This window comes from Bradyrhizobium sp. WBAH42, assembly GCF_024585265.1.
Taxonomy (GTDB): domain Bacteria; phylum Pseudomonadota; class Alphaproteobacteria; order Rhizobiales; family Xanthobacteraceae; genus Bradyrhizobium.
In genome coordinates this window covers 7,007,243-7,025,319 of record NZ_CP036533.1, presented here as the reverse complement: position 1 = coordinate 7,025,319, position 18,077 = coordinate 7,007,243, and the positions used below count along the sequence as shown (strand labels likewise).

At 60.9% G+C, this 18,077-nt stretch carries 17 protein-coding genes, 1 tRNA gene and 1 pseudogene; 14 read left to right on the top strand and 5 right to left on the bottom strand.

Annotated features, from left to right (window positions below; genetic code table 11):
• Positions 1–169 precede the first annotated feature (169 nt).
• A complete protein-coding gene (locus DCG74_RS33185; RefSeq protein WP_006018714.1) occupies positions 170–490 on the top strand; it encodes a DUF736 domain-containing protein in 321 nt (106 codons plus the stop codon).
• A gap of 200 nt (positions 491–690) precedes the next feature.
• Here DCG74_RS33185 and DCG74_RS33180 read toward each other — a convergent pair whose 3' ends face one another.
• A complete protein-coding gene (locus DCG74_RS33180) occupies positions 691–1,062 on the bottom strand; it encodes a helix-turn-helix domain-containing protein (RefSeq protein ID WP_172789042.1) in 372 nt (123 codons plus the stop codon).
• A gap of 76 nt (positions 1,063–1,138) precedes the next feature.
• On the opposite strand from DCG74_RS33180, the gene DCG74_RS33175 reads away from it, so the two are divergent.
• The 3 genes from DCG74_RS33175 to DCG74_RS33165 are packed head-to-tail and all read left to right on the top strand — an operon-like array spanning position 1,139 to position 3,281.
• On the top strand, positions 1,139–1,480 hold the full coding sequence (locus DCG74_RS33175) for a multiubiquitin domain-containing protein (RefSeq protein ID WP_210268527.1): 342 nt from the start codon (positions 1,139–1,141) through the stop codon (positions 1,478–1,480).
• Complete coding sequence (locus DCG74_RS33170) at positions 1,477–1,869, top strand: hypothetical protein (RefSeq protein ID WP_210268526.1); 393 nt, start codon at positions 1,477–1,479, stop codon at positions 1,867–1,869. Before DCG74_RS33175 ends, DCG74_RS33170 begins: the two co-directional genes overlap by 4 nt.
• A 29-nt stretch (positions 1,870–1,898) precedes the next feature.
• The gene (locus DCG74_RS33165) at positions 1,899–3,281 is read left to right on the top strand and encodes a ThiF family adenylyltransferase (RefSeq protein WP_210268525.1); all 1,383 of its coding nucleotides are present in this window, start codon (positions 1,899–1,901) and stop codon (positions 3,279–3,281) included.
• Here DCG74_RS33165 and DCG74_RS33160 read toward each other — a convergent pair.
• The 3 genes from DCG74_RS33160 to DCG74_RS33150 all read right to left on the bottom strand — a co-directional run bounded on the left by DCG74_RS33160 (position 3,278) and on the right by DCG74_RS33150 (position 5,715).
• Positions 3,278–4,879, bottom strand: coding sequence for a hypothetical protein (locus DCG74_RS33160; RefSeq protein WP_172789040.1), 1,602 nt, complete (start codon positions 4,877–4,879; stop codon positions 3,278–3,280). The genes DCG74_RS33165 and DCG74_RS33160 overlap by 4 nt on opposite strands.
• A 68-nt stretch (positions 4,880–4,947) precedes the next feature.
• Entirely contained in the window at positions 4,948–5,130 is a 183-nt protein-coding gene (locus tag DCG74_RS33155; protein WP_141340103.1) for a hypothetical protein, read from the bottom strand.
• 333 nt (positions 5,131–5,463) lie between these two features.
• Complete coding sequence (locus DCG74_RS33150) at positions 5,464–5,715, bottom strand: helix-turn-helix domain-containing protein (protein ID WP_172789039.1); 252 nt, start codon at positions 5,713–5,715, stop codon at positions 5,464–5,466.
• Positions 5,716–5,876: 161 nt separating this feature from the next.
• On the opposite strand from DCG74_RS33150, the gene DCG74_RS33145 reads away from it, so the two are divergent.
• From DCG74_RS33145 to DCG74_RS33100, 10 genes and pseudogenes are all read left to right on the top strand, one after another.
• Positions 5,877–6,149, top strand: coding sequence for a DUF2285 domain-containing protein (locus DCG74_RS33145; RefSeq protein WP_246709018.1), 273 nt, complete (start codon positions 5,877–5,879; stop codon positions 6,147–6,149).
• A 165-nt stretch (positions 6,150–6,314) separates the two neighbouring features.
• A complete protein-coding gene (locus DCG74_RS33140; RefSeq protein ID WP_172789038.1) occupies positions 6,315–6,509 on the top strand; it encodes a transcriptional regulator domain-containing protein in 195 nt (64 codons plus the stop codon).
• A 136-nt stretch (positions 6,510–6,645) separates the two neighbouring features.
• The gene (locus tag DCG74_RS33135; RefSeq protein WP_257187457.1) at positions 6,646–7,086 is read left to right on the top strand and encodes a DUF2285 domain-containing protein; all 441 of its coding nucleotides are present in this window, start codon (positions 6,646–6,648) and stop codon (positions 7,084–7,086) included.
• A gap of 133 nt (positions 7,087–7,219) precedes the next feature.
• A complete protein-coding gene (locus DCG74_RS33130; RefSeq protein WP_172789037.1) occupies positions 7,220–7,501 on the top strand; it encodes an AlpA family transcriptional regulator in 282 nt (93 codons plus the stop codon).
• A gap of 22 nt (positions 7,502–7,523) precedes the next feature.
• Entirely contained in the window at positions 7,524–8,405 is an 882-nt protein-coding gene (locus DCG74_RS33125; RefSeq protein ID WP_172789036.1) for a replication initiator protein A, read from the top strand.
• A 290-nt stretch (positions 8,406–8,695) separates the two neighbouring features.
• Positions 8,696–9,160, top strand: coding sequence for a DUF2840 domain-containing protein (locus DCG74_RS33120; RefSeq protein ID WP_172789035.1), 465 nt, complete (start codon positions 8,696–8,698; stop codon positions 9,158–9,160).
• Positions 9,157–9,669 carry a S26 family signal peptidase gene (locus tag DCG74_RS33115; protein WP_172789034.1) on the top strand — a complete coding sequence of 171 codons (513 nt, stop codon included), beginning with the start codon at positions 9,157–9,159 and terminating at the stop codon, positions 9,667–9,669. The genes DCG74_RS33120 and DCG74_RS33115 overlap by 4 nt, the downstream gene beginning before the upstream one ends.
• A 169-nt stretch (positions 9,670–9,838) precedes the next feature.
• Positions 9,839–10,567 (top strand): lytic transglycosylase domain-containing protein, encoded by a 729-nt coding sequence (locus DCG74_RS33110; RefSeq protein ID WP_246709017.1) that lies wholly within the window; start codon positions 9,839–9,841, stop codon positions 10,565–10,567.
• Between the two features lie 385 nt (positions 10,568–10,952).
• Positions 10,953–12,713, top strand: a pseudogene (locus DCG74_RS33105) (relaxase/mobilization nuclease domain-containing protein); the annotation flags it as partial.
• A 210-nt stretch (positions 12,714–12,923) separates the two neighbouring features.
• A tRNA-Met gene (locus tag DCG74_RS33100) sits at positions 12,924–13,000 on the top strand.
• On the opposite strand, the gene DCG74_RS33095 is transcribed toward DCG74_RS33100, so the two are convergent.
• Positions 12,957–14,612, bottom strand: a complete 1,656-nt coding sequence (locus tag DCG74_RS33095) for a recombinase family protein (protein WP_172787783.1) — start codon at positions 14,610–14,612, stop codon at positions 12,957–12,959. The two genes, DCG74_RS33100 and DCG74_RS33095, sit on opposite strands and share 44 nt — an antisense overlap.
• Positions 14,613–18,077: the final 3,465 nt, after the last annotated feature.

Here is an 18,077-nt window from a genome sequence, read left to right as displayed (position 1 = left end):
CGACTTTCTTCCCCTGGGCTTCGCCCATTCCTCGCGAGACAAGAAAGTCGCCACACGACGTCCTCCGCTGCGCTCCGGCCCGAGCGGGTGCGTCGCCGATCGTCCTCAGCCCTAGATCGCCATCGAGGCCGCGGTGGTCGCGGGCTCGAAACACAACAGGAGAAGTGACATGGCTAACATCGGTTCTTTCAAGAAGGTCGGTAACGAATTCCAGGGCGAGATCGTGACCCTGAGCCTGAAAGCCAAGGGCGTCCGCATCGTCGCCGAGACCAACCGATCCAACGACAACGCTCCCAGCCACCGCATCTATGTGGGTCGCGCGGAGATCGGCGCGGCCTGGTCGAAGCGCTCCGAAGAGGGCCGCGACTACCTCTCGCTCAAGCTCGATGACCCCTCGTTCAACGCGCCGATCTACGCGAACCTGTTCGACGACGAAGGCGGTGAGGGCTACACCCTTCTGTGGTCGCGGCCGCGTAAGACCGGCGAGTAAGAGCGCCCTCCAAGCCCCGTCCGGTCCGCCGGGCGGGGTTTCTTAAGAGCCTAGCCTTAGCGCAACGCCACTTCGCAGATGCCTGACCTTCCGCGAAACTGCGCTCTGTCTCTTAAACTCGTTGAATCAGATAGAAAAAACACGGAGTGATGATAGAGATTACGACAAGTGCGGGCAGGGCACCTCGGTGGGTCAGCCGATTATTTCTGCGACCGCAACCGGGTGTAGGTCGCCTTGATGAGCTCGTCCAAGGCTGCTGCGGCGTCCTGGTTCAGATTCGGGTCTTCGCGCAGAATGGAAGAGATCTGTGTCAACGGGCTCGCCGCGCCAAAGGCCATTTTCCGGTGCCCCATGAAGCGATCAGCCGGCAGACCCAGCCACTGCGTCAAGGCAGCCAGACTGTCCACGTCGGGACGCTTGCCTTGAGATAAACGAGTTAGCGTCGAGGCACTTACGCCCGATTCCGCCGAGACATCCTTCCAATTCAGCCGCCGGGCAATCCGCTCCGCGTCGAGCGCCGCATGCAACGCCGCCACGTCAAACTGGGCCGGTTCAGATTTTTTCGATTTCACTCTTGAAATTCCCCATCTACAATGCAATATTGATTTCACACTAGCAATTCGATTTCATCTTCGCAAGGAGATAGTGATGTCCAACAACGAAGACAAGGACCACCCGGGGGGCGGTCGGGGCCTGGGCGGGAATCCCGGTCAAGGTGGCGAGCACGGCGGCGGCGATGATCACGGCGGAGGGCCGGACAAGACGGTCAACCTGTTCGTCAACGAAAAGCCGGTCACGGTGCCGGACAAGAAGCAGACCGGCCTGAGCATCAAGCAGGCGGCGATCGCTCAGCATGTCCCGATCCAGCTCGACTTCGTGCTGAGCATCGAGCGCGGCGGCGGCAAGACTGAGCTCATTGGCGACGATCAGAAAATCACGGTCCACGACGGCGATCGCTTCCTCGCCATTCCGAACGACGACAACTCATGACCGCGATCACGCCCGTCATTGAGAAGGCGATCGCGGATATCCGCTCGTCCTTCCCCGAGTGCCAGGTCGATGCCGAGCCGGACGGTTCGAGCGGCGCGCACGTGATGGTGCGCGAGATGCCGCTCGGACCGCCCTACGCTCAGCAGACGATCTGGGTCGGTTTTCAGATCACTTTTCAATATCCCTATGCGGATGTGTATCCGCATTTCACCTGCGCGGATTTGAAGCGCGCTGACGGACGCGCCCTTGGTGAGGGACTCGCGCCTGCGTCTCATCGCGGCAGGCCGGCGATGCAGATTTCGCGGCGCTCGAACAAGCTCAACCCGGCGACCGACACCGCGGCGCTCAAACTGCTGAAAGTGATGCAATGGCTTCGAACCCATCCATAGGCCCGTGGCGTCTGACTCTGGCCGAGGGCATGTACCAGGCGCTGACGCGGCACCTCTTCCCTGGCGATCATGACGAACATGGCGCGATCATCCTCGCCGGCATCTGTGAATCCGATCGCGGCCTACGCCTCGTCGCGCGGGAGCTGCATCTCGCCGTGGATGGCGTTGACTACGTGCCTGGCAAATACGGTTACCGGATGCTGAAGGCGCAATTCATTCAAAGCCGCATCTTGCGCGCGCGAGATTTGAAGCTCGCTTATCTCGCCATTCATAATCACCGCGGAACGACTTCAGTCGACTTTTCGCCGGCCGACATGGCCTCGCACGAGCGCGGTTATCCCGCTTTGCTCGATATCGCGCGCGGCATGCCGGTAGGCGCGCTCGTCTTCGCGGATGAAGCGGTCGCGGGCGATCTCTGGTTTCCGGGTCTGAGCCGCGCGCCGCTCGCGAGCGCCGCGGTCATCGGCAGCAAGCGCCTTGAGCTCTTCCCGCAGCCGCCGGCCTTGGCGATGCACATGCCGGATTACGACCGGCAAAGCCGCCTGTTCGGCGACCGCGGTCAAGCGATTCTCGGCCGCACGCGCGTGGGCATCATCGGCCTTGGCGGCGCCGGATCCGTCCTGGCGGAATTGCTCGGCCGCTTGGGGGTCGGCGAGTTTGTTCTCGCCGATCCCGATAAGGCCGAAACCACTAACCTGCCTCGCCTCATCGCTGCCCTGCGCACGGACGCGTCGCCGCCGTCATGGCTGCCTGCGTGGATCCGCGAGAAGCTGCGCAAATACAAAGTCGATATGGCCTCCCGGAACATCAAGCGGGCCAATCCCAACGCAAAGGTGCACGCCTTGCCGCGCGACTTCCTTGATGCCGACGTGGCGGCGCGGTTCACCGACTGCGACTATCTGTTCCTTGCCGCGGACACGATGGGCGCCCGCTTGCTCTTCAACGCCGTCGTGAATCAATACGGCATCCCCGGCGTGCAAGTCGGGGCCAAGATTCCGGTCAGCGCGGCGGGCGAGGTCGGCGATGTCTTTTGCGTTGCGCGCAGCGTGCGGCCGGGCCATGGCTGCCTGTGGTGCAACGGGCTCATCAACCCGGCGCGCCTTCAAGACGAAGCCGTTCCGGACGCGCTCAAGAAGGGCTACGCCTATCTCGACGATCCGGGCGTAACGGCGCCGAGCGTCGTAACGATGAATGCGATCGCCTGCGCGCACGCCGCCGACGATTTCTTATTCCACATGACCGGCCTCAAGAATGACGATGCCGAGACGGCCTGGTTCCGGTGGAATTCGCGCAAGAACCGGGCGAGCTATGATGTGCCGCGCCAGGACCTGGAATGCCTCGAATGCTCCGGCATAGACCAGAGCCGGTTGGGGCGCGGCGATCATTTTCCGCTTCCCGTCCGTCCGCGCTAGTGCATGAAGCGCTTCTCGCGACATTCGTAGAGGCCGTCGTCCTTGATGGCGAAGACCTTCTCGTCTTTACCCGGGTCGGCATCAACATCGCGGACGATGAGCATGCCAGGCAAATGCAAGGACAGAAGACCGGCAGCATCTTTGCCGGTCGAAGTCGCGTCGAGAATGCTGTGACCGTACATGCGGCGCAAGCCCGGTGAAGCCTGGTTGTAAGAATCCACGGTCGAGATTTCCGTGATCCAGGTGAAATGAGGCAGGTGCATGCGCATCAGCAAATCCTTGAGCCCGCCGGAGGCGGAGGACTGAGCGATGTGGGTGCGGTAGCCTGACGCGGAGCTCAGATAGGTGCGCATGACGATGCGGTTCTTCTTGTGCGCCTCGATCAGTTCGTTCAAGAGCCGATCATTCGCCTGCACCCCCTGCTTGGCCAGTTTGGCGCGAATGGCCTTCATGTCGTTCAACGTCGCGTTCAAGCGGCCCCACGCGGTGCGCTCGGCCGCGCCCGCGGTCGAGAAAGCGCGCACGGGCATAAGCACGACGGCGAAGACGGCGTGGTCCGCCATATTGAGATCAATCTGAGCCAAGCCATGCAGGCGATGCCGCACCAACTGGTGGGTGTCGAATTTGTGTTCGGCGGCTGCCTTGCCGTCTTTGGGCAGCAGCATGTAAGGCCCGGCCTGATCATCATGCACGATGTAGGCCGGGAAATAATCGGCGAGCTGATGGCTAGGCGTCTTTTGCTTGCCGAAGACGCGGCCGATCACGGTGACGGCATGGCCGAGCGATCCGGGGTTCTTCTTATCCTGAAGTCCGAGAATGACCGGCAGGCCGGATTCGACATACGGAAGAATGGCGGCGCCGATGTTCGCGCCTTCGAGACAGAGCGGCTGAAATCCCATCTCGTGGATGGCGCGGATCATACGCCCCGAGGTGAGAAAGTCAGATCCTGCGGGAAGAGAGGTCGCTTCTTCGGCCGTGGTCGGCACGGCCAAGCGCGTGATATCGGCGACCGAAAGCCAATCGTATTTGTGCCTGTGATGCATATGCCGCGCGCCGGTCCAGATGGCGACTTGCGCGCAAGCGCCGACGCGAGAGTCCTGCTGCATGAAGCAGGCGCCCACCACGTCGAGTTCGGCGCCGAGCAGATTGGCGCGCACGCTCGCGCGGCAGGTCACGACGGATTCAAGATCGGCGCCGGCCGGCCCGTCGCCTCGCAAAGCAGTCCGGCCAATCGGTGCGTTTGGCAATGGCCGAACCACGCAAAACCCAAGATAGCTGCGTTTGCTTGTGTTCTGGAGCGCCTCGGTGCGCTCAACCCAGTTCTTCTTCGCGCCGAAAGATTCAAGGTCCTCAGCAAAGAAGTGCACGCGCTTGCAGTGCCGGTCGTAGGTCCTGAAGGTCTGCGCGTAGAAGCGCCGGTAGTCGGACGAATAGTCGCGATCGATGTAGCGGGATTCGATAAGGTACGATTTGGCGCCGATCACCATCAAGTGGCGGACGATGCTGCCGACGACGCGGTGGTTTCCGCCAAGACACTCAGCGAGTGTCTTCCAGTCATTCTCGTCCTTTAGCTGCCCTACAAGATAGTCGACGTTCATTGGAAATCGCTTGGATGTTTGGCGCAAAATTCATGAAAAATCCCGAAGCTCAAATAATTGATGCGACTTTATCGCAGCGCGAATTTCTTGCTCGCCTGCGCGGCGCGCACCGCCTCTTCCTGAATCTGATCGATCTCGATGAGCGTCTTCTCGTCGGTCTTGAGCGTGACGCCAAGCGACTGGGCGGTAAGCTCAACGGACTCGGATGTGGGAATGAGGCTTGAAGGCATCGTCTGCGGCTTGTCGGGCATGTGGGGCTTTGGGGTTTGCGGTTGGGAGATCCAGGCTTGCGAGCCACCACGATCGGACGTACGGCCGATGGAAACGCAACCGAATCCAGTATCCACTATTTAAGCCGCGGAGGGCGGGACCGTCAATTGATGCAAGTCATCCAACGGGGGATTTTCGTCCGCCGCCGCGGTGCTTGGCGCTGCCGGTTCCGTATTCGTTCTGCCGCCGTTTGGATCGCTCAACATTACGAAAATGCCGGACCTGGCCTTAGCCGTGCAAATGCTGGCTGCGCCGTAAGGCGCAGCCAGCGATGGAGCTGTTCCGAAGCGACATAGTGTCCGGCTGCAAATCAATCACCGCCGTTTGCCTAGTCTTGGTCGCTCGTCTCGTGCCTCATCATCTGGCAGGACTAGATCGACATGACTAACGCCCAACGTGCTGGCGAGCTCGAATAGAGTGACGACAGTTGGATTGCGACGGCCACGTTCGAGGTCACTGATATACTGTTGGGTGAATCCGGACGCTTCGGCGAATTTCTCCTGCGTGAAGCGCTTCTGCTTCCGCAGTCTTGCGAAATTCCGGCCGACCAACTTGCGCATGTCCATCGACGCAAATTGGAGCTTTACATACTATGAGGTTTATCTCCTATAGTATGTATTTCGAGCTGGTGGCTGGTCGGCTAGTCCGCAAGGACGCTACAATGAGACGTGCGGACGATCTCGGCCAACCAGGGAGATTAGAATCATCGCTGCTTGTTGGGACCCTTATGAAAAAGCCGCAACTAGATCCTGACGTCGCGGATGTCGCGCCGAGCGAGCCGAGGCTGACGGCATATGACGAGCAGCATGTTGTCACGTACGTTCGTCTTCTGCAGGCCGAAGGTGAGGGTGCGGACTGGCGCGAAGTGGCTCGAGTGGTCTTGCATATGGACCCAGAGCGAGACCCGGATCGTGCGCGGCGCGCATATCAGAGCCACCTTGCGCGTGCTAAATGGGTAACTGAACAGGGCCGCTTATTGCGTGGCACTGACACCAAATAGAAGAAAATCGCCGGCTGACGACTTGCAGGCAGAACTATTTTCTTTTGCTGATGGGTGGTCATTCCGGTGCACCACGTGGTGCCAAAGTAGGGGCTTCCTACAACCGCCTCGTTCATACCTATTGCGGCGCAATCCTTGTTAGCTGCGTGCAATGGGGCGGAAGCAATGCCTGAATTCGACTGGCGGTCGCCGGAATCCTACAAGAGCCTACAAGACGCTGAAATCACCGACATCGCCTGGGAATGTCTCCGTCGTAACGCGGACTATCGACGCGAGTACGAAGCGATGATCGCAAGCAGCCCAGATGGTGAAGTGACCGAGGAGTTCAGGAGGAAATGGGGTATCTGCTTTCGCCCATGACCCGCAGAGGTCATTCGACGAGCAGACGATCTTTTGGACGCCTGAGGTTCTAACGGCGGTCGTTCCGGTCAAAGTTGCCTGGGCCGGCGATGGCCATTCAGCGTCTCAACCGCTGCTTGACCTTTCAGCTGGCGAGGTGCGCCGCGCCGTCGATGGCTGGCATGCCGTGCTGCGCATCGGTGCGGTAGATCACCGTGTCTGGTTCAAAGAGCCGCCGGTGCTCGGCGCGTCATATGCAGCCGACTTGCCGTTCGACGGCGATTTCGACGCGCGTGCGTATGCAGCCCGACGGCTGTGGCGCGCGATGAATGGACGCGCGCCAGGTCCTGCCTTTCATGAGCTGTCGAAGCAGCGGCGCGAGCGCTTGAGGGCCGCGATCCGTGCGCTCGACGCGCACGGCGCGGGCGCAAGCTATCGCGTCGTCGCAGAAGTACTGTTCGGCAAGAAGCGCATCCCCGATCGCGCCTGGAAGACGCATGATCTGCGCAATCGAACGATACGCTTGGTGCAAGCCGGGCTTGCGTTGATGCGCGGTGGTTACCGCAAACTTCTGCGGCCCGGGCGCAAAGACGAGTAGCGCAGTCCGCAAGGGGTGCCGAAAACCGCCCCCTCCATATTCGGCATCCCCCTCCGAGATCTTGCTCCTCCATGATGACCGCACACACGCCGGCTTAGCCAAGCGTGGTGTGCTGTCCCTCTGGAGTTCTCAAATGCCCGATTCGATGGCCGGTCTCCCCCCGCGATTCCTGCGTACACCTGAGGCCGCGCGTTACCTTGGCCTCTCCGGCCGCACGCTGGAGAAGCACCGGACGTACGGTACTGGACCGACGTATCGGAAGATCGGCGGACGTGTTGTCTACGCCGTCGATGACCTGAAAGCGTGGGCCGACCGCGGCGCCAAGACGTCGACATCCGATCCCGGCAAGGGGACCGTGCTGCCCGCCAAGAAGCATCCGGCCCTGCGTCCCTACGCAGGTCAGGAACGGCGCTGATAGCCGCGTGAGAGCAGTGACTATGCGGCGCAAACACCATTCCGAGCGCGAGCAGCTTGAGCTTTTTCGGGCGCTGCCCGGCGATCTCGCGCCGCGCGACGCGCAGGACCTCATGGCTTATCCGTTCTTTTCCCTGGCAAAGACCAAGCGGATCGTGCCGATCGATTTTCGTGCCGGTGCGATTGCAATTCGTGTCGAAGCCGTGCCGGAACACGGCATGGCGACTATTTGGGATGCAGACGTTCTGATCTGGGCTGCGTCTCAGATCGTCGAAGCCCGTGACGCCGGCTTGAAGACGTCGCGCCTAATGGCTGCAACGCCTTATGAGATTCTGACGTTCGTCGGCCGCGGCACCAGCGCGCGCGACTATGACCGGCTCAAGGCGGGCCTCGACCGACTTCAGTCAACGACGGTGCTGACGTCGATCCGTCAACCGGCAGAACGGCGCCGGCATCGCTTCTCCTGGATCAACGAGTGGAAGGAGACAGCCGATGCAAATGGCCGTCCATTTGGGATCGAACTGATCCTGCCGGATTGGTTCTACGCCGGCGTCATCGATGACGCGCTCGTGCTGACGATCGATCGCGCCTATTTCGATCTGACGGGCGGACTCGAGCGGTGGCTTTACCGCCTTGTACGCAAGCACGGCGGTCGGCAGGACGGAGGCTGGAGCTTTGACCTTGTGCACCTCCATGCCAAGTCGGGCATCCTCTCGCCGCTCAAGCATTTTGCGTACGACATACGTCAGATCGTCCAGCGTCAGACATTGCCGGGCTATCAGCTCGTGCTCACGCGCGATCCTGATGGCACCGAGCGGCTGAACTTCACGCAAACGCCTGTCGATCCCTTAACGGCACGCCTGCGTCGGCGCGGTCTCATTCCAAATTCGGAGGACAACCTGTGAATCAGCTCGTGCTATCGGGGACCGCAACCCTCGTGCTATCGAGGACCCGATCCTCGTGCTATCGGGGACCGGAATCGAGCTTAAGAGCTTGTTTCTCTGCGCGTTCCAGCTCCTCTAACTTTACTAACCAGAAATCCTTCGGATTTCTTTCTAACGGAACAGACCGCAACTTGCATGGGAGGTGGCCGGCAAAGCAGGCCCTTCCGTCCTGCTCGCCTTCACAAGCCGTACACGCACTTCCCCGCCGCGAAAGCGAACGGCTCCGAGCTCGAGCGTAGGGGAGCCACCGCATGAGCGATCTTACCGAAGTAGAAGTGCTGTGGCTCGAAAAGCGTATCGAAAACCGCGTTCGGTTCGGTCGCGTTGTCGAGGAGCGGAAGATCGATCGTCACCGGCGTGTCCTTTCATTTGCTCCAGGCAGCATCTTTGCTTTCGTTCGTTGGACCTCCAACGACTTTGGGACAATCATTTCGCGGATCGACATCTTGCGCGCAGTCGCACCGGGACAGCGCTGCTCGACCGTCCCCTATGTGACGCCCGGCGGGGAGATTTTGCTTCGGCTCTCCGGTTGGCCGAAGGTCGAACGAGTGTTGCAGATGACCGATGCCGTTGAGGCGCTCGGTATTGATCCGGCTGATGTCGCGCCTGATCATTGGCATCACGTTCATAACCGCCTGTCCGTCAATGAAAACCCGCGCTCTTACACGAAGGCGCGCCATCAGGCCTGGCTCCATCGCCAAAGGGTGATGCGATGAATGGCTCCCTGAAGATACTCATCGCGATGTTTGGAACTGCTGCTGCGCTCATCGCGACGATCGTCCTGGAGCCGCTTCCTCTTTACATCTGGAACGCATCCGCAAGCGTGCCGATCGGTCTCTACCGCCTCCGACCGGCGGACCAATACCAAGTGACTGAATTGGTCGCCGTGCAGCCGCCGGAGCCGCTCGCGACCTTCCTCGACCTTAACGGCTATTTGGCCATTGGCGTCCCCATGCTGAAGCGCGTGCTCGCCCTTCCGGGGCAGAGGGTTTGCAGAGCCGGCCTCACGATTTCGGTCGATGACATTGCAATGGGCGAGGCACGAGACCGCGACGGACGCGGCCGGCCGCTGCCGAAGTGGCAGGGCTGCCGCGTCGTCGGAGACGGCGAGCTCTTTCTCATGAACTGGCAGTCCCGCGACTCTCTTGATGGCCGATATTTTGGATTCTTGCCGGCGTCGGCAGTGATCGGCCGTGCGCTGCCCGTGTGGACGTGGGAGGAGTGATCGTGCGTGTTCCACGCTCTTACCGCGCCATTCCTCTGTTCGATCGATCGCGGGACCATTCCTCTGTCCCGACCAACGCTTGCAGGGCCGACGCGCGCCGCGTCAGTCCAGGGCGGCCGCATGGCCGGCGCGAAGCGGCTCTACCCTGGACGGGCGCGAGCGCGACGGCATGCTTGGCTCGGTCGGGCGTGCGTACCTGGGCTGTCGTGTCGCTGCTGCTTGTTTTCGCTGCGTCGGACAGTGCTGCTCTAGGCGAGAGTGGATCGGCGTCGGTTCAAGCGGTTACTCGGGCAAGCAACCCGTTTTCTACTTTCGTCGACGAGGCCTCGCAGCGTTTTGCAATTCCGATGATACCTGGATCGGTTCGGTCATCAATATCGAAAGCACTGGAGACGTGCACGCCAAGTCGCCCAGAGGCGCAATGGGCCTGATGCAAATCATACCGGCGACCTGGGCGGAACTTCGCGAGCGCTATAATCTCGGGAATGACCCCTACGATCCGCACGACAACATTCTGGCCGGCACGGCCTACTTGCGCGAACTGCTCGATCGGTATGGCTCGCCTGGCGTGTTTGCGGCGTACAATGCGGGACCAGCTCGCTACGAAGAGCATCTCGCAGGCGGTTCTCTGCCAGACGAGACGCGAGCATACGTCGCAAAGCTTGCAAGTCAGCTTGCCATCGAACTGCCGCCGGGGTGGACGTCCAGCGGCCAGTCATCGGCAGCTGCGAGGCTATTCGTCACGCGATCTGAATTCATGAATGCACGCGACCGGTTGCTGACGATCATGCCGTCGAGCGGTGTCATGACCGCAATCTCGGCGCCAGATGTTTCGCCCATGGTCGCCCGGTCTATTGGCGTGTTCGTCCCTCGATCGGATTCGGGAGCATCGCAATGATCAAGTGTGCGGGTTCGCAATCTGGTGGCGTATGGGCGATGCCTTCGGCCCGCGCTCTACTCGTCGCTTCGCTCCTCACCGAGCCACCCTTCGGGTGTCTCGGCCCTTCGGGTAACGATCGCTATCGCAAGCGCTCGGAAGCAGTGGGGGCTTCGCAAGTTGGCTGCCAAGTCGCGGCGGCTCTTTGGGGAACCGGCGACCGGGAGACCACGACGGCAGGACGGCGAGATAAAAGAGGCTCGCCGGTCGAACCGCAAGCCATTGGCATGGCTTGGGTTCTGGCGTGCCGGTCGGTCGGGACGCGTGCCGCGCCATGCGGTTTGAGCAATGTAATCAAAGGCGTTCTCGGCACAGTGTGCGCTTTTGATCGTTGGGAGGTCCTGCCGTGAGCGTGCGCGACAGCGATCTGCGTATCCGGCCTGGGCGCATCCGCAGTACCCGTGCGCCTAAGCCCCGGAGCTTCATCAACCAGGTGCTGCGGGCGGCGAAGAAGGCCGGGCACACCTCGGGTCAGACGGCGGCTGGCAGGCGTTCGACGGCCTATGGGCGCTCCACGTTTGGCCGCGGGCGCCTTGCCTTTAGCCGCGCCAGATTGTTCAGCCCGACACGGCGCGTTGTAGTGAAGGCGCGCGTGGTTCGTCACAAAGGGCGAGCCTTCCGTTCGGCACCACTGACCGCCCACCTCGCATATCTGAAGCGCGACGGGGTGACCCGGAGTGGTGAACGAGCCGAGATGTTCGATGCCGCCGGTGGCCGCGCCGATAGTGCGGCTTTTGCAGAACGCTGCAAGGACGACCGCCACCATTTCCGGTTCATCGTTTCGCCCGAAGACGCCGGCGACATGACCGACCTCAGGGCTTTCGCCCGCGATCTCGCGAGGCAGATGGAGACCGACCTCGGCACGCGGCTCGATTGGGTAGCTGTCGACCATTGGAATACCGACAATCCCCACGTCCATCTTCTCGTTCGGGGAGTAGATGAGGAAGGGGCGGATCTCGTGATCTCCCGCGACTACATCAGCCAGGGCCTGCGCTCACGCGCCGAGGAACTGGTCGGCAGCGAACTGGGTCCAAAGCCGGAGCACGAGATCCGCAATTCGCTGGAGAGGGAAGTCACGGCGGAACGATGGACGCGGCTCGATCGGGAGATCCGGCTGGGGGCTGATGAGACCGGCTATATCGATCTTCGCCCCGAGAATCCCGGCAAGTCCGATCCCGAGATCCGTCGCCTTATGGTCGGTCGCCTTCAGCATCTGGAAACGATGGGCCTTGCCACCTCCGCTGCACCGGGGGAATGGATGGTCGGGCTCGAGGCCGAGCATAGCCTGCGCGACCTCGGCATCCGCGGTGACATCATCAAGACCATGCACAGCGCCTTTACCGCGCGTGGGGAAGTGCGCGGCGTTGCTGATTTCGTCATCGAGGGCGGCCAGCCGACATCCCAGCTTGTCGGACGACTGGTCGACCGGGGACTGCATGACGAACTGACCGGCGAGGCCTATGCCCTGATCGACGGAACAGACGGACGGGCGCACCATGTGCGCTTTCGAGGGCTCGAGGCTCTCGAACATGCACCGCCGGTCGGCGGCATCGTCGAGGTTCGACGCTTGGGTCCACCCGGCGATCCGCGCCCCACGGTGGTGCTCGCCACCCGTTCCGATCTCGATCTCGGTGGGCAGGTCACTGCAAAAGGGGCCACCTGGCTCGACCACAGGCTGGTCGAACGCGACCCCATGCCGCTCGCCATGGGTGGATTCGGCCGCGCGACCCGCGACGCCATGGAAGCCCGTACCGAGCATCTGATCCAGCAGGGCCTGGCGCGGCGGCAGGGCCAACGCATCGTCCTGCAGCGCGATCTCCTGGATACGTTGCGTCGACGCGAACTGGACGAGGTGGCCGCAAAAGTTTCGGCCGACACCCGCCTACCTCACGTGAAGTCTGAGTCGGGGGAGCATGTGGCCGGCACGTATCGGCAGCGGCTGACGCTCACGTCGGGACGCTTCGCCATGATCGATAACGGACTCGGCTTCCAGCTCGTGCCCTGGTCGCGCGACCTCGAAAAGAGACTCGGCCAGCTTGTGACCGGCGTCGTGAAGGATGGCGGCGGCATCGAATGGGGCTTTGGCCGCAGGCGCGACCTCGGCCTCTCGCGGATTCCGGGTGAGGGGGACCCTCCGCGAGTCCGGCGCCGTAAAAAATCGCAAATTCTGGTGAGAAATCGGGCCGAAGCGGACTTGTCGCGCCGAAGCCTTGGCGAAGGCGGAAGCTTTAGCGAAGGCGGATTGACTTACCCCCGCCCCCTTCCTTATATGCCGCGCGTTCGCGAGATCGGCCTTATTCGCCGCCGCGATCCCTGTGGCGGGGTAGCTCAGCTGGTTAGAGCACGGGAATCATAATCCTGGGGTCGGGGGTTCGAGTCCCTCCCCCGCTACCACCTTTCCCCACACTCCTTTGACTTTATTTGGATAGGCCTTTTCGCCGAGCAGGGAGTTCAGCCGGCCTGCTATCTCGACGGCTAAACCACCTGGGCGTCCCGGTTGGCGGAGCACGGTGACCGTCTCGACCAAGTCTCTAATGGCTTCCGCGGCCTCTCCGTCGCCCGCACTGACACCTTTACCCACTGCTTCTTCAAGCCGACCGAGTTGCTCCTCATATCGTTTTAGGATGGCCGGATGCAGCGCAATTTCGTTCGGGGCGGGTGGTTCGCTTTGCAACTCCTCAGATATCCGCTTTCGTTCGGCATCTAAGGCAGTCGATCGCGGCCCGAGAACAGACGGATCGCCATGTCCCTTCGCGATCGCATCGACCAGTCGTTCGATTTCTCGAGTCAACTGCCCTAGCTGCTGCTCGAGGCGGTGTCGCTTTGCCTGTGATGTAGCTAGGAGGCGCTTCCGCTCCTCCAGATACGTTCGTACGTATTCCGAAAACACCTTCGGTGCACGCAGTTCGGCCCTGAGCCCGCTGAGGACTGCACTCTCGACCGCATCTAGATAAAAGGTCTTTGCATCAGAACATGTGCCGCTCTCTTTCGACGCGGAGCAGCGAATACGAGTGCGCCCTGACTTATCGCGTCCATTGGTTGCCATACCCGAACCGCATGAGCCGCACCGGAGCAGTCCGGATAGCATCCGACGAGGCCGACGTTGGTGGCTGGGGTGGATGTGACCGCGCTCTTCCTTGCGTTGCTGAGCAGCCGTGAATAGCTCTGGATTGACAATTGCAAGATGCGGCACTTCAGCCATCTGCCAGTCACTCTTCGGATTAGGTCGCGACAGGCGTTTTCCCGAGTCGGGGTCCTTCACCATCCTGACCTTGTTCCAGACAAGGCGCCCCACATAAAGTTCGTTTAGTAGAATGCCGGCGCCCCTCTCATGATTGCCATTGATTGTTGACGCATTCCAACCTCGTCCCCGCGGAGGAGATACCCCCTCGTTGTTGAGATCATGCGCGATTTCCCGAGGCGTACGGCCGTCCACGTATTCCTGAAAAATGCGCCGGATCACTTGTGCCTCGGCCTCGACAACCACTCGTTCACCACCTCTTCCAGGGACCGCTGCGTATCCGTACGTCAGGCCGCCACCAGCCAAACCTTGCTTAACCCGCCCCGCTTGGCCGCGACGCACCTTGTGCGCATTGTCCTCGCGATAAAGTTGTCCGACCAAGCCGCGAAGGCCCACCAGCACAGTGTTAACGACGCCCTCGTGGACCGCCCGGATCTCGATCCCGAGAAATGACAGCCGCTTATGAATGCCAGCCAGATCTTCCATGTCGCGAGAGAGGCGATCGAGCGCTTCGACGATCACTACGTCAAAGGATCTTTCCCGCGCCTGGTCCAACATCTGTAGCAGGCCTTCGCGGCCCATGACAGACCCGCCCGAACGAGCCCGATCTTCATGGGTACTGACAACAATTAATCCTTCACGCTCGGCATAGCTTTGACAAAGTGAAAGCTGATCCTCAATCGATCGCTCGTTCTGAAGATCGGTTGAGAATCGAGCATAGATCGTCGCTCTTTTCCTCGTTTCGATCGATGAGCTGTCTTTCATGATCCTCCCTCGCGGCCACACGGGCAAGTACTCGCGCGAGACGTAAGATCGCCTTGTCTGGATTCGTCGGCAAGGAAAATTTGCAATCGGCCTCCCCCACGATCGAACCTCTAGGTTATCGCGCAGCTCAACGAGGTGCACGCACCTGCGCTGGCGCCAGTCGACAAGACGACGTGGGGCGAACTGATCATCTCGAGCATCCTTGCTCGGATCATGACCAAGTGTAACGCCCTCCATGAGCTCGTCGTGCAATCGGATGCCCAGGCGAAGAAAAAGATACGAGCGAACGGCGTTGCATGGAACTGATACTGCTAGGAACCGCACAACCTCTCCATTTAGCCAAGACCGAAGTGGAAATCCCGGGCTTCGCCACAGGGCTCTATTTCCGCCGTCGAATTCGCCACCAGTTCGGCCGATTGGAGTACTTAGCTAGACCGTGGGCGAGGAGGCGGTGGATGGTTCAACCGTCCTTAGGCAGGTCTACCTAGCGAGGGGAAATGGCCTTCGCCGTTCTCGCAACGTTCAGACATACTGCTATGGCTCGACCTATGGCCTGGATATTGCGTCTTTGTCTCCAGGTGCGCTCCAATGATGCTGAAGTCGGGAATCGGATCCGTGGCTAGGGTGAACAAGCCAGAAGCTCATTGCCCCCTCGCGATAAGCGGCTTCAGGATTGGGTGCGGGGGCAGGGGTGGTCGGCACAACGCGTCAGTTTCTCCCTCGCAAGCCAGCTCAGCCGACCAAATCTGGCAGGTGCCTTGCGGGACGTCTCGGCGATAAAAGGCAGGGCGCCCCGGGCAGCCGCCCAAGGGTGCGAGGTGGCAGCGTTGCAGTACCGCGGCGCTGGCGAGCGAAGTTAGTGGCGCACGTGATAGAGACAGCGCTTTCCGAGGGCCTCTTTGACGAGCGCCGAGTCACATCGTCATTTAACTCCGCTGGCAGCGCGGAGTTGGCGGTTTCAGAGCTTTGAACAGCGCGGAGAGCCGGCCCGCGCTGCCTCCCCTCTAACTCTAAACCTTCTGGGCTCGGAATACCTCAACACACCAAAGGGTGAGCCATGCCCGATCCTGACCGTCGATTGCTGTGAGCCAGAACCTTGCGATGTTCTCGCGATCTGCTGCCTAAGCCGGCGGACACGTTCCCTGGCAAGCGTCAGCATGAGTCGAGGCGGCTGCCCCATGTCGAGCGCCGCTGAGATCGCATTTGTCACCAATGGACGGTTTCTCTAATCTGGATCAGAGACGTCGATTGGCGCCTTCTCTGCAGAGAAGGCCGAATTATCCTGGTGCCGCGAAACGCCGCCGATTGCGGTTCGGCAGGCGCCGGATCTTTACCGCGCGTACGAGACATCGCAGTTTTTGGCGAGAGCGAAGAGGCAAGCGCGTAAATCAAATGCCTATCTGATCATTGCGCAGCTACAGGGTCCTTTTCGATCGTCTTCGCCGAACAGATCATGGCACGCCGCTCAACGACGGCGGCAGCACTTCTCTTCCGCACGTATTTGCGCAGCCGATCCCGCACATTCGCACTCTTCGATGTTGCGAGTTGTTCCGCCGAGTCTCGGCGAAGCAAAATGGTGGCACGCCGTTGAGGAACCGGCAGACGCGAATTCAATGCTATGCTGAGCACAAATAACATCAACGCTGATCGCCCGCAGCCTCACAGGTTGAGGCCGCGCGTTCTCGGGGATCCATCGCGAAAGATCCTGCGGGAATTCGGAGCCACGCGCTCACTGTACGCCAGAGGCGCGACTGCACTGCGGCACGCACAGCCGTCATTGCGTTGCTCGTGTGGCTTCATTTTGGGAACGCAAGCCGTTTGGTCGCTCGCGAGAGAATGAATCGACCGATGCTTGGTGAAAGAAGAGCATGCAGACGCTTGCGCCTCTACAAAATCAACCTCTGCCCGACATCGAGCTGTTCGGCGCGAACTTTATCGCGCAACTGCGCTCCAAAAACGGCAGGAAGCCTGCCGCAGACGCTAGCCCGAGGGACAAACGCCTGGAAGCCAACGCTCGCCGCCGCAAGCCGTGCTGGCCCTACCTTGGTCTCTCGCAAAGCAAGGGCAGCGTAGAAGCGCTGGGCTACGAGACCTTCGCCAGAATGGCGAACAGCGCCCGGAGCTATATCGGGGACAAAGGCCGCGGTGTAGTGAGGGAGCTCCAGTGCTTATACGCAAAGACGCTCTGGATAACGGCGTTACGGAGCGACCGATACCGCCGAACCCCGCGAAGCCTGCTGCCTTCATGCAAGGTAGTTCAACGCGGCGTGCTTGCTCATTCGCGCCGCCGTGCTGTGCATGACTACCAATGCTGGTAGGTTACCCGAGCCCACTCTCTCTCTAAAGTCCCACTGTACCCTGAGGCGGCGGGCCTCACGGGAAAGCCGGGTGGGTTAGCCTTGTGATCCCCCGAGGCTGACTACTGAGCCAGCGGTACGTGATAGGGACAGCGCCTTCCTTCCTCCAATGGGGGGTGCCGAGTCATGTCGCCCCCAGCGTTCCGGCGAAGCGGATGCGACAGATAGCGCATTTATCCACCCTCCCTGGTGGACATCGGCGCCGAGTCGCATCCGCGCTCTTTCTCTCGAACTCGCTAATTGCGTCTAATTTTCGCGCCTGACAGGGAGGTAGGCTGACGAGCTCATTAAGCATTTTGACGAATCGAAACCCAATCGTCCTCCACACGCGAACCCAGCGTGGAGCACGAGCCGGTAACGGCGCGAGGTATTCGAATTCGAAAGCAAGTGTGCGCAATCCGAATGGCCAATCCTGCATCGAAGAGCCCACGAGCCAGGGGGCGTGAAGTCATACGGCGATCAGTCATTAAACGCGCGGTGGATTGGCTGAGTGTCAATCCGGCGCGTGGTCCCAATGCGGTTGCCGCTCATCGCAAGCGCGCCGAATTGCTGATCTGAGGCGTAACGGCGATATCGCTGCCAGCGGCAAGCGGCCCGCGCCACATGCTCGCCTTCATTATTTGATTGCGCAGGTCTGTCAGCTTTCGGTAAGCCAGTCCCGATAAAAAAGCGTTGGGTTTAACGGGGCTTGGCAGGGACAGCGCATGAGCTGAAGGACCACCATGTGCCGAGTCACGCTTCCGTTAAGCTCATTGCATTGCGGATGCGGCAGAGTGGTGCCTCATGATGCCCCCCCAGGCTGCCAGGCGCCGAGTCGCGTCCGCAATGCTCACAACTCGCAGGTTAGTTCTCCTCTCGATTTCGATCGTTTTTGCAAGCAATCAGCTTCTTGCCGCCGCTTAAAGCTCAGTTTGGAGCAGTTAGCTGGGTGGCAGGGAAAGCGTTGCCAACTGCATGCGTGGCGAAAAAGTGCTGATTCATGTTCTGCTAGTTCAACAAGGAGTCCGGGCGGGGTAGGGACAGCGTCTGCTCCAGCGCAACCAAACGGCGCCGAGTCGCACCCACACTGCTTCCGATCAATTTTCGCCAACACTCAGGAAGGGAAAGG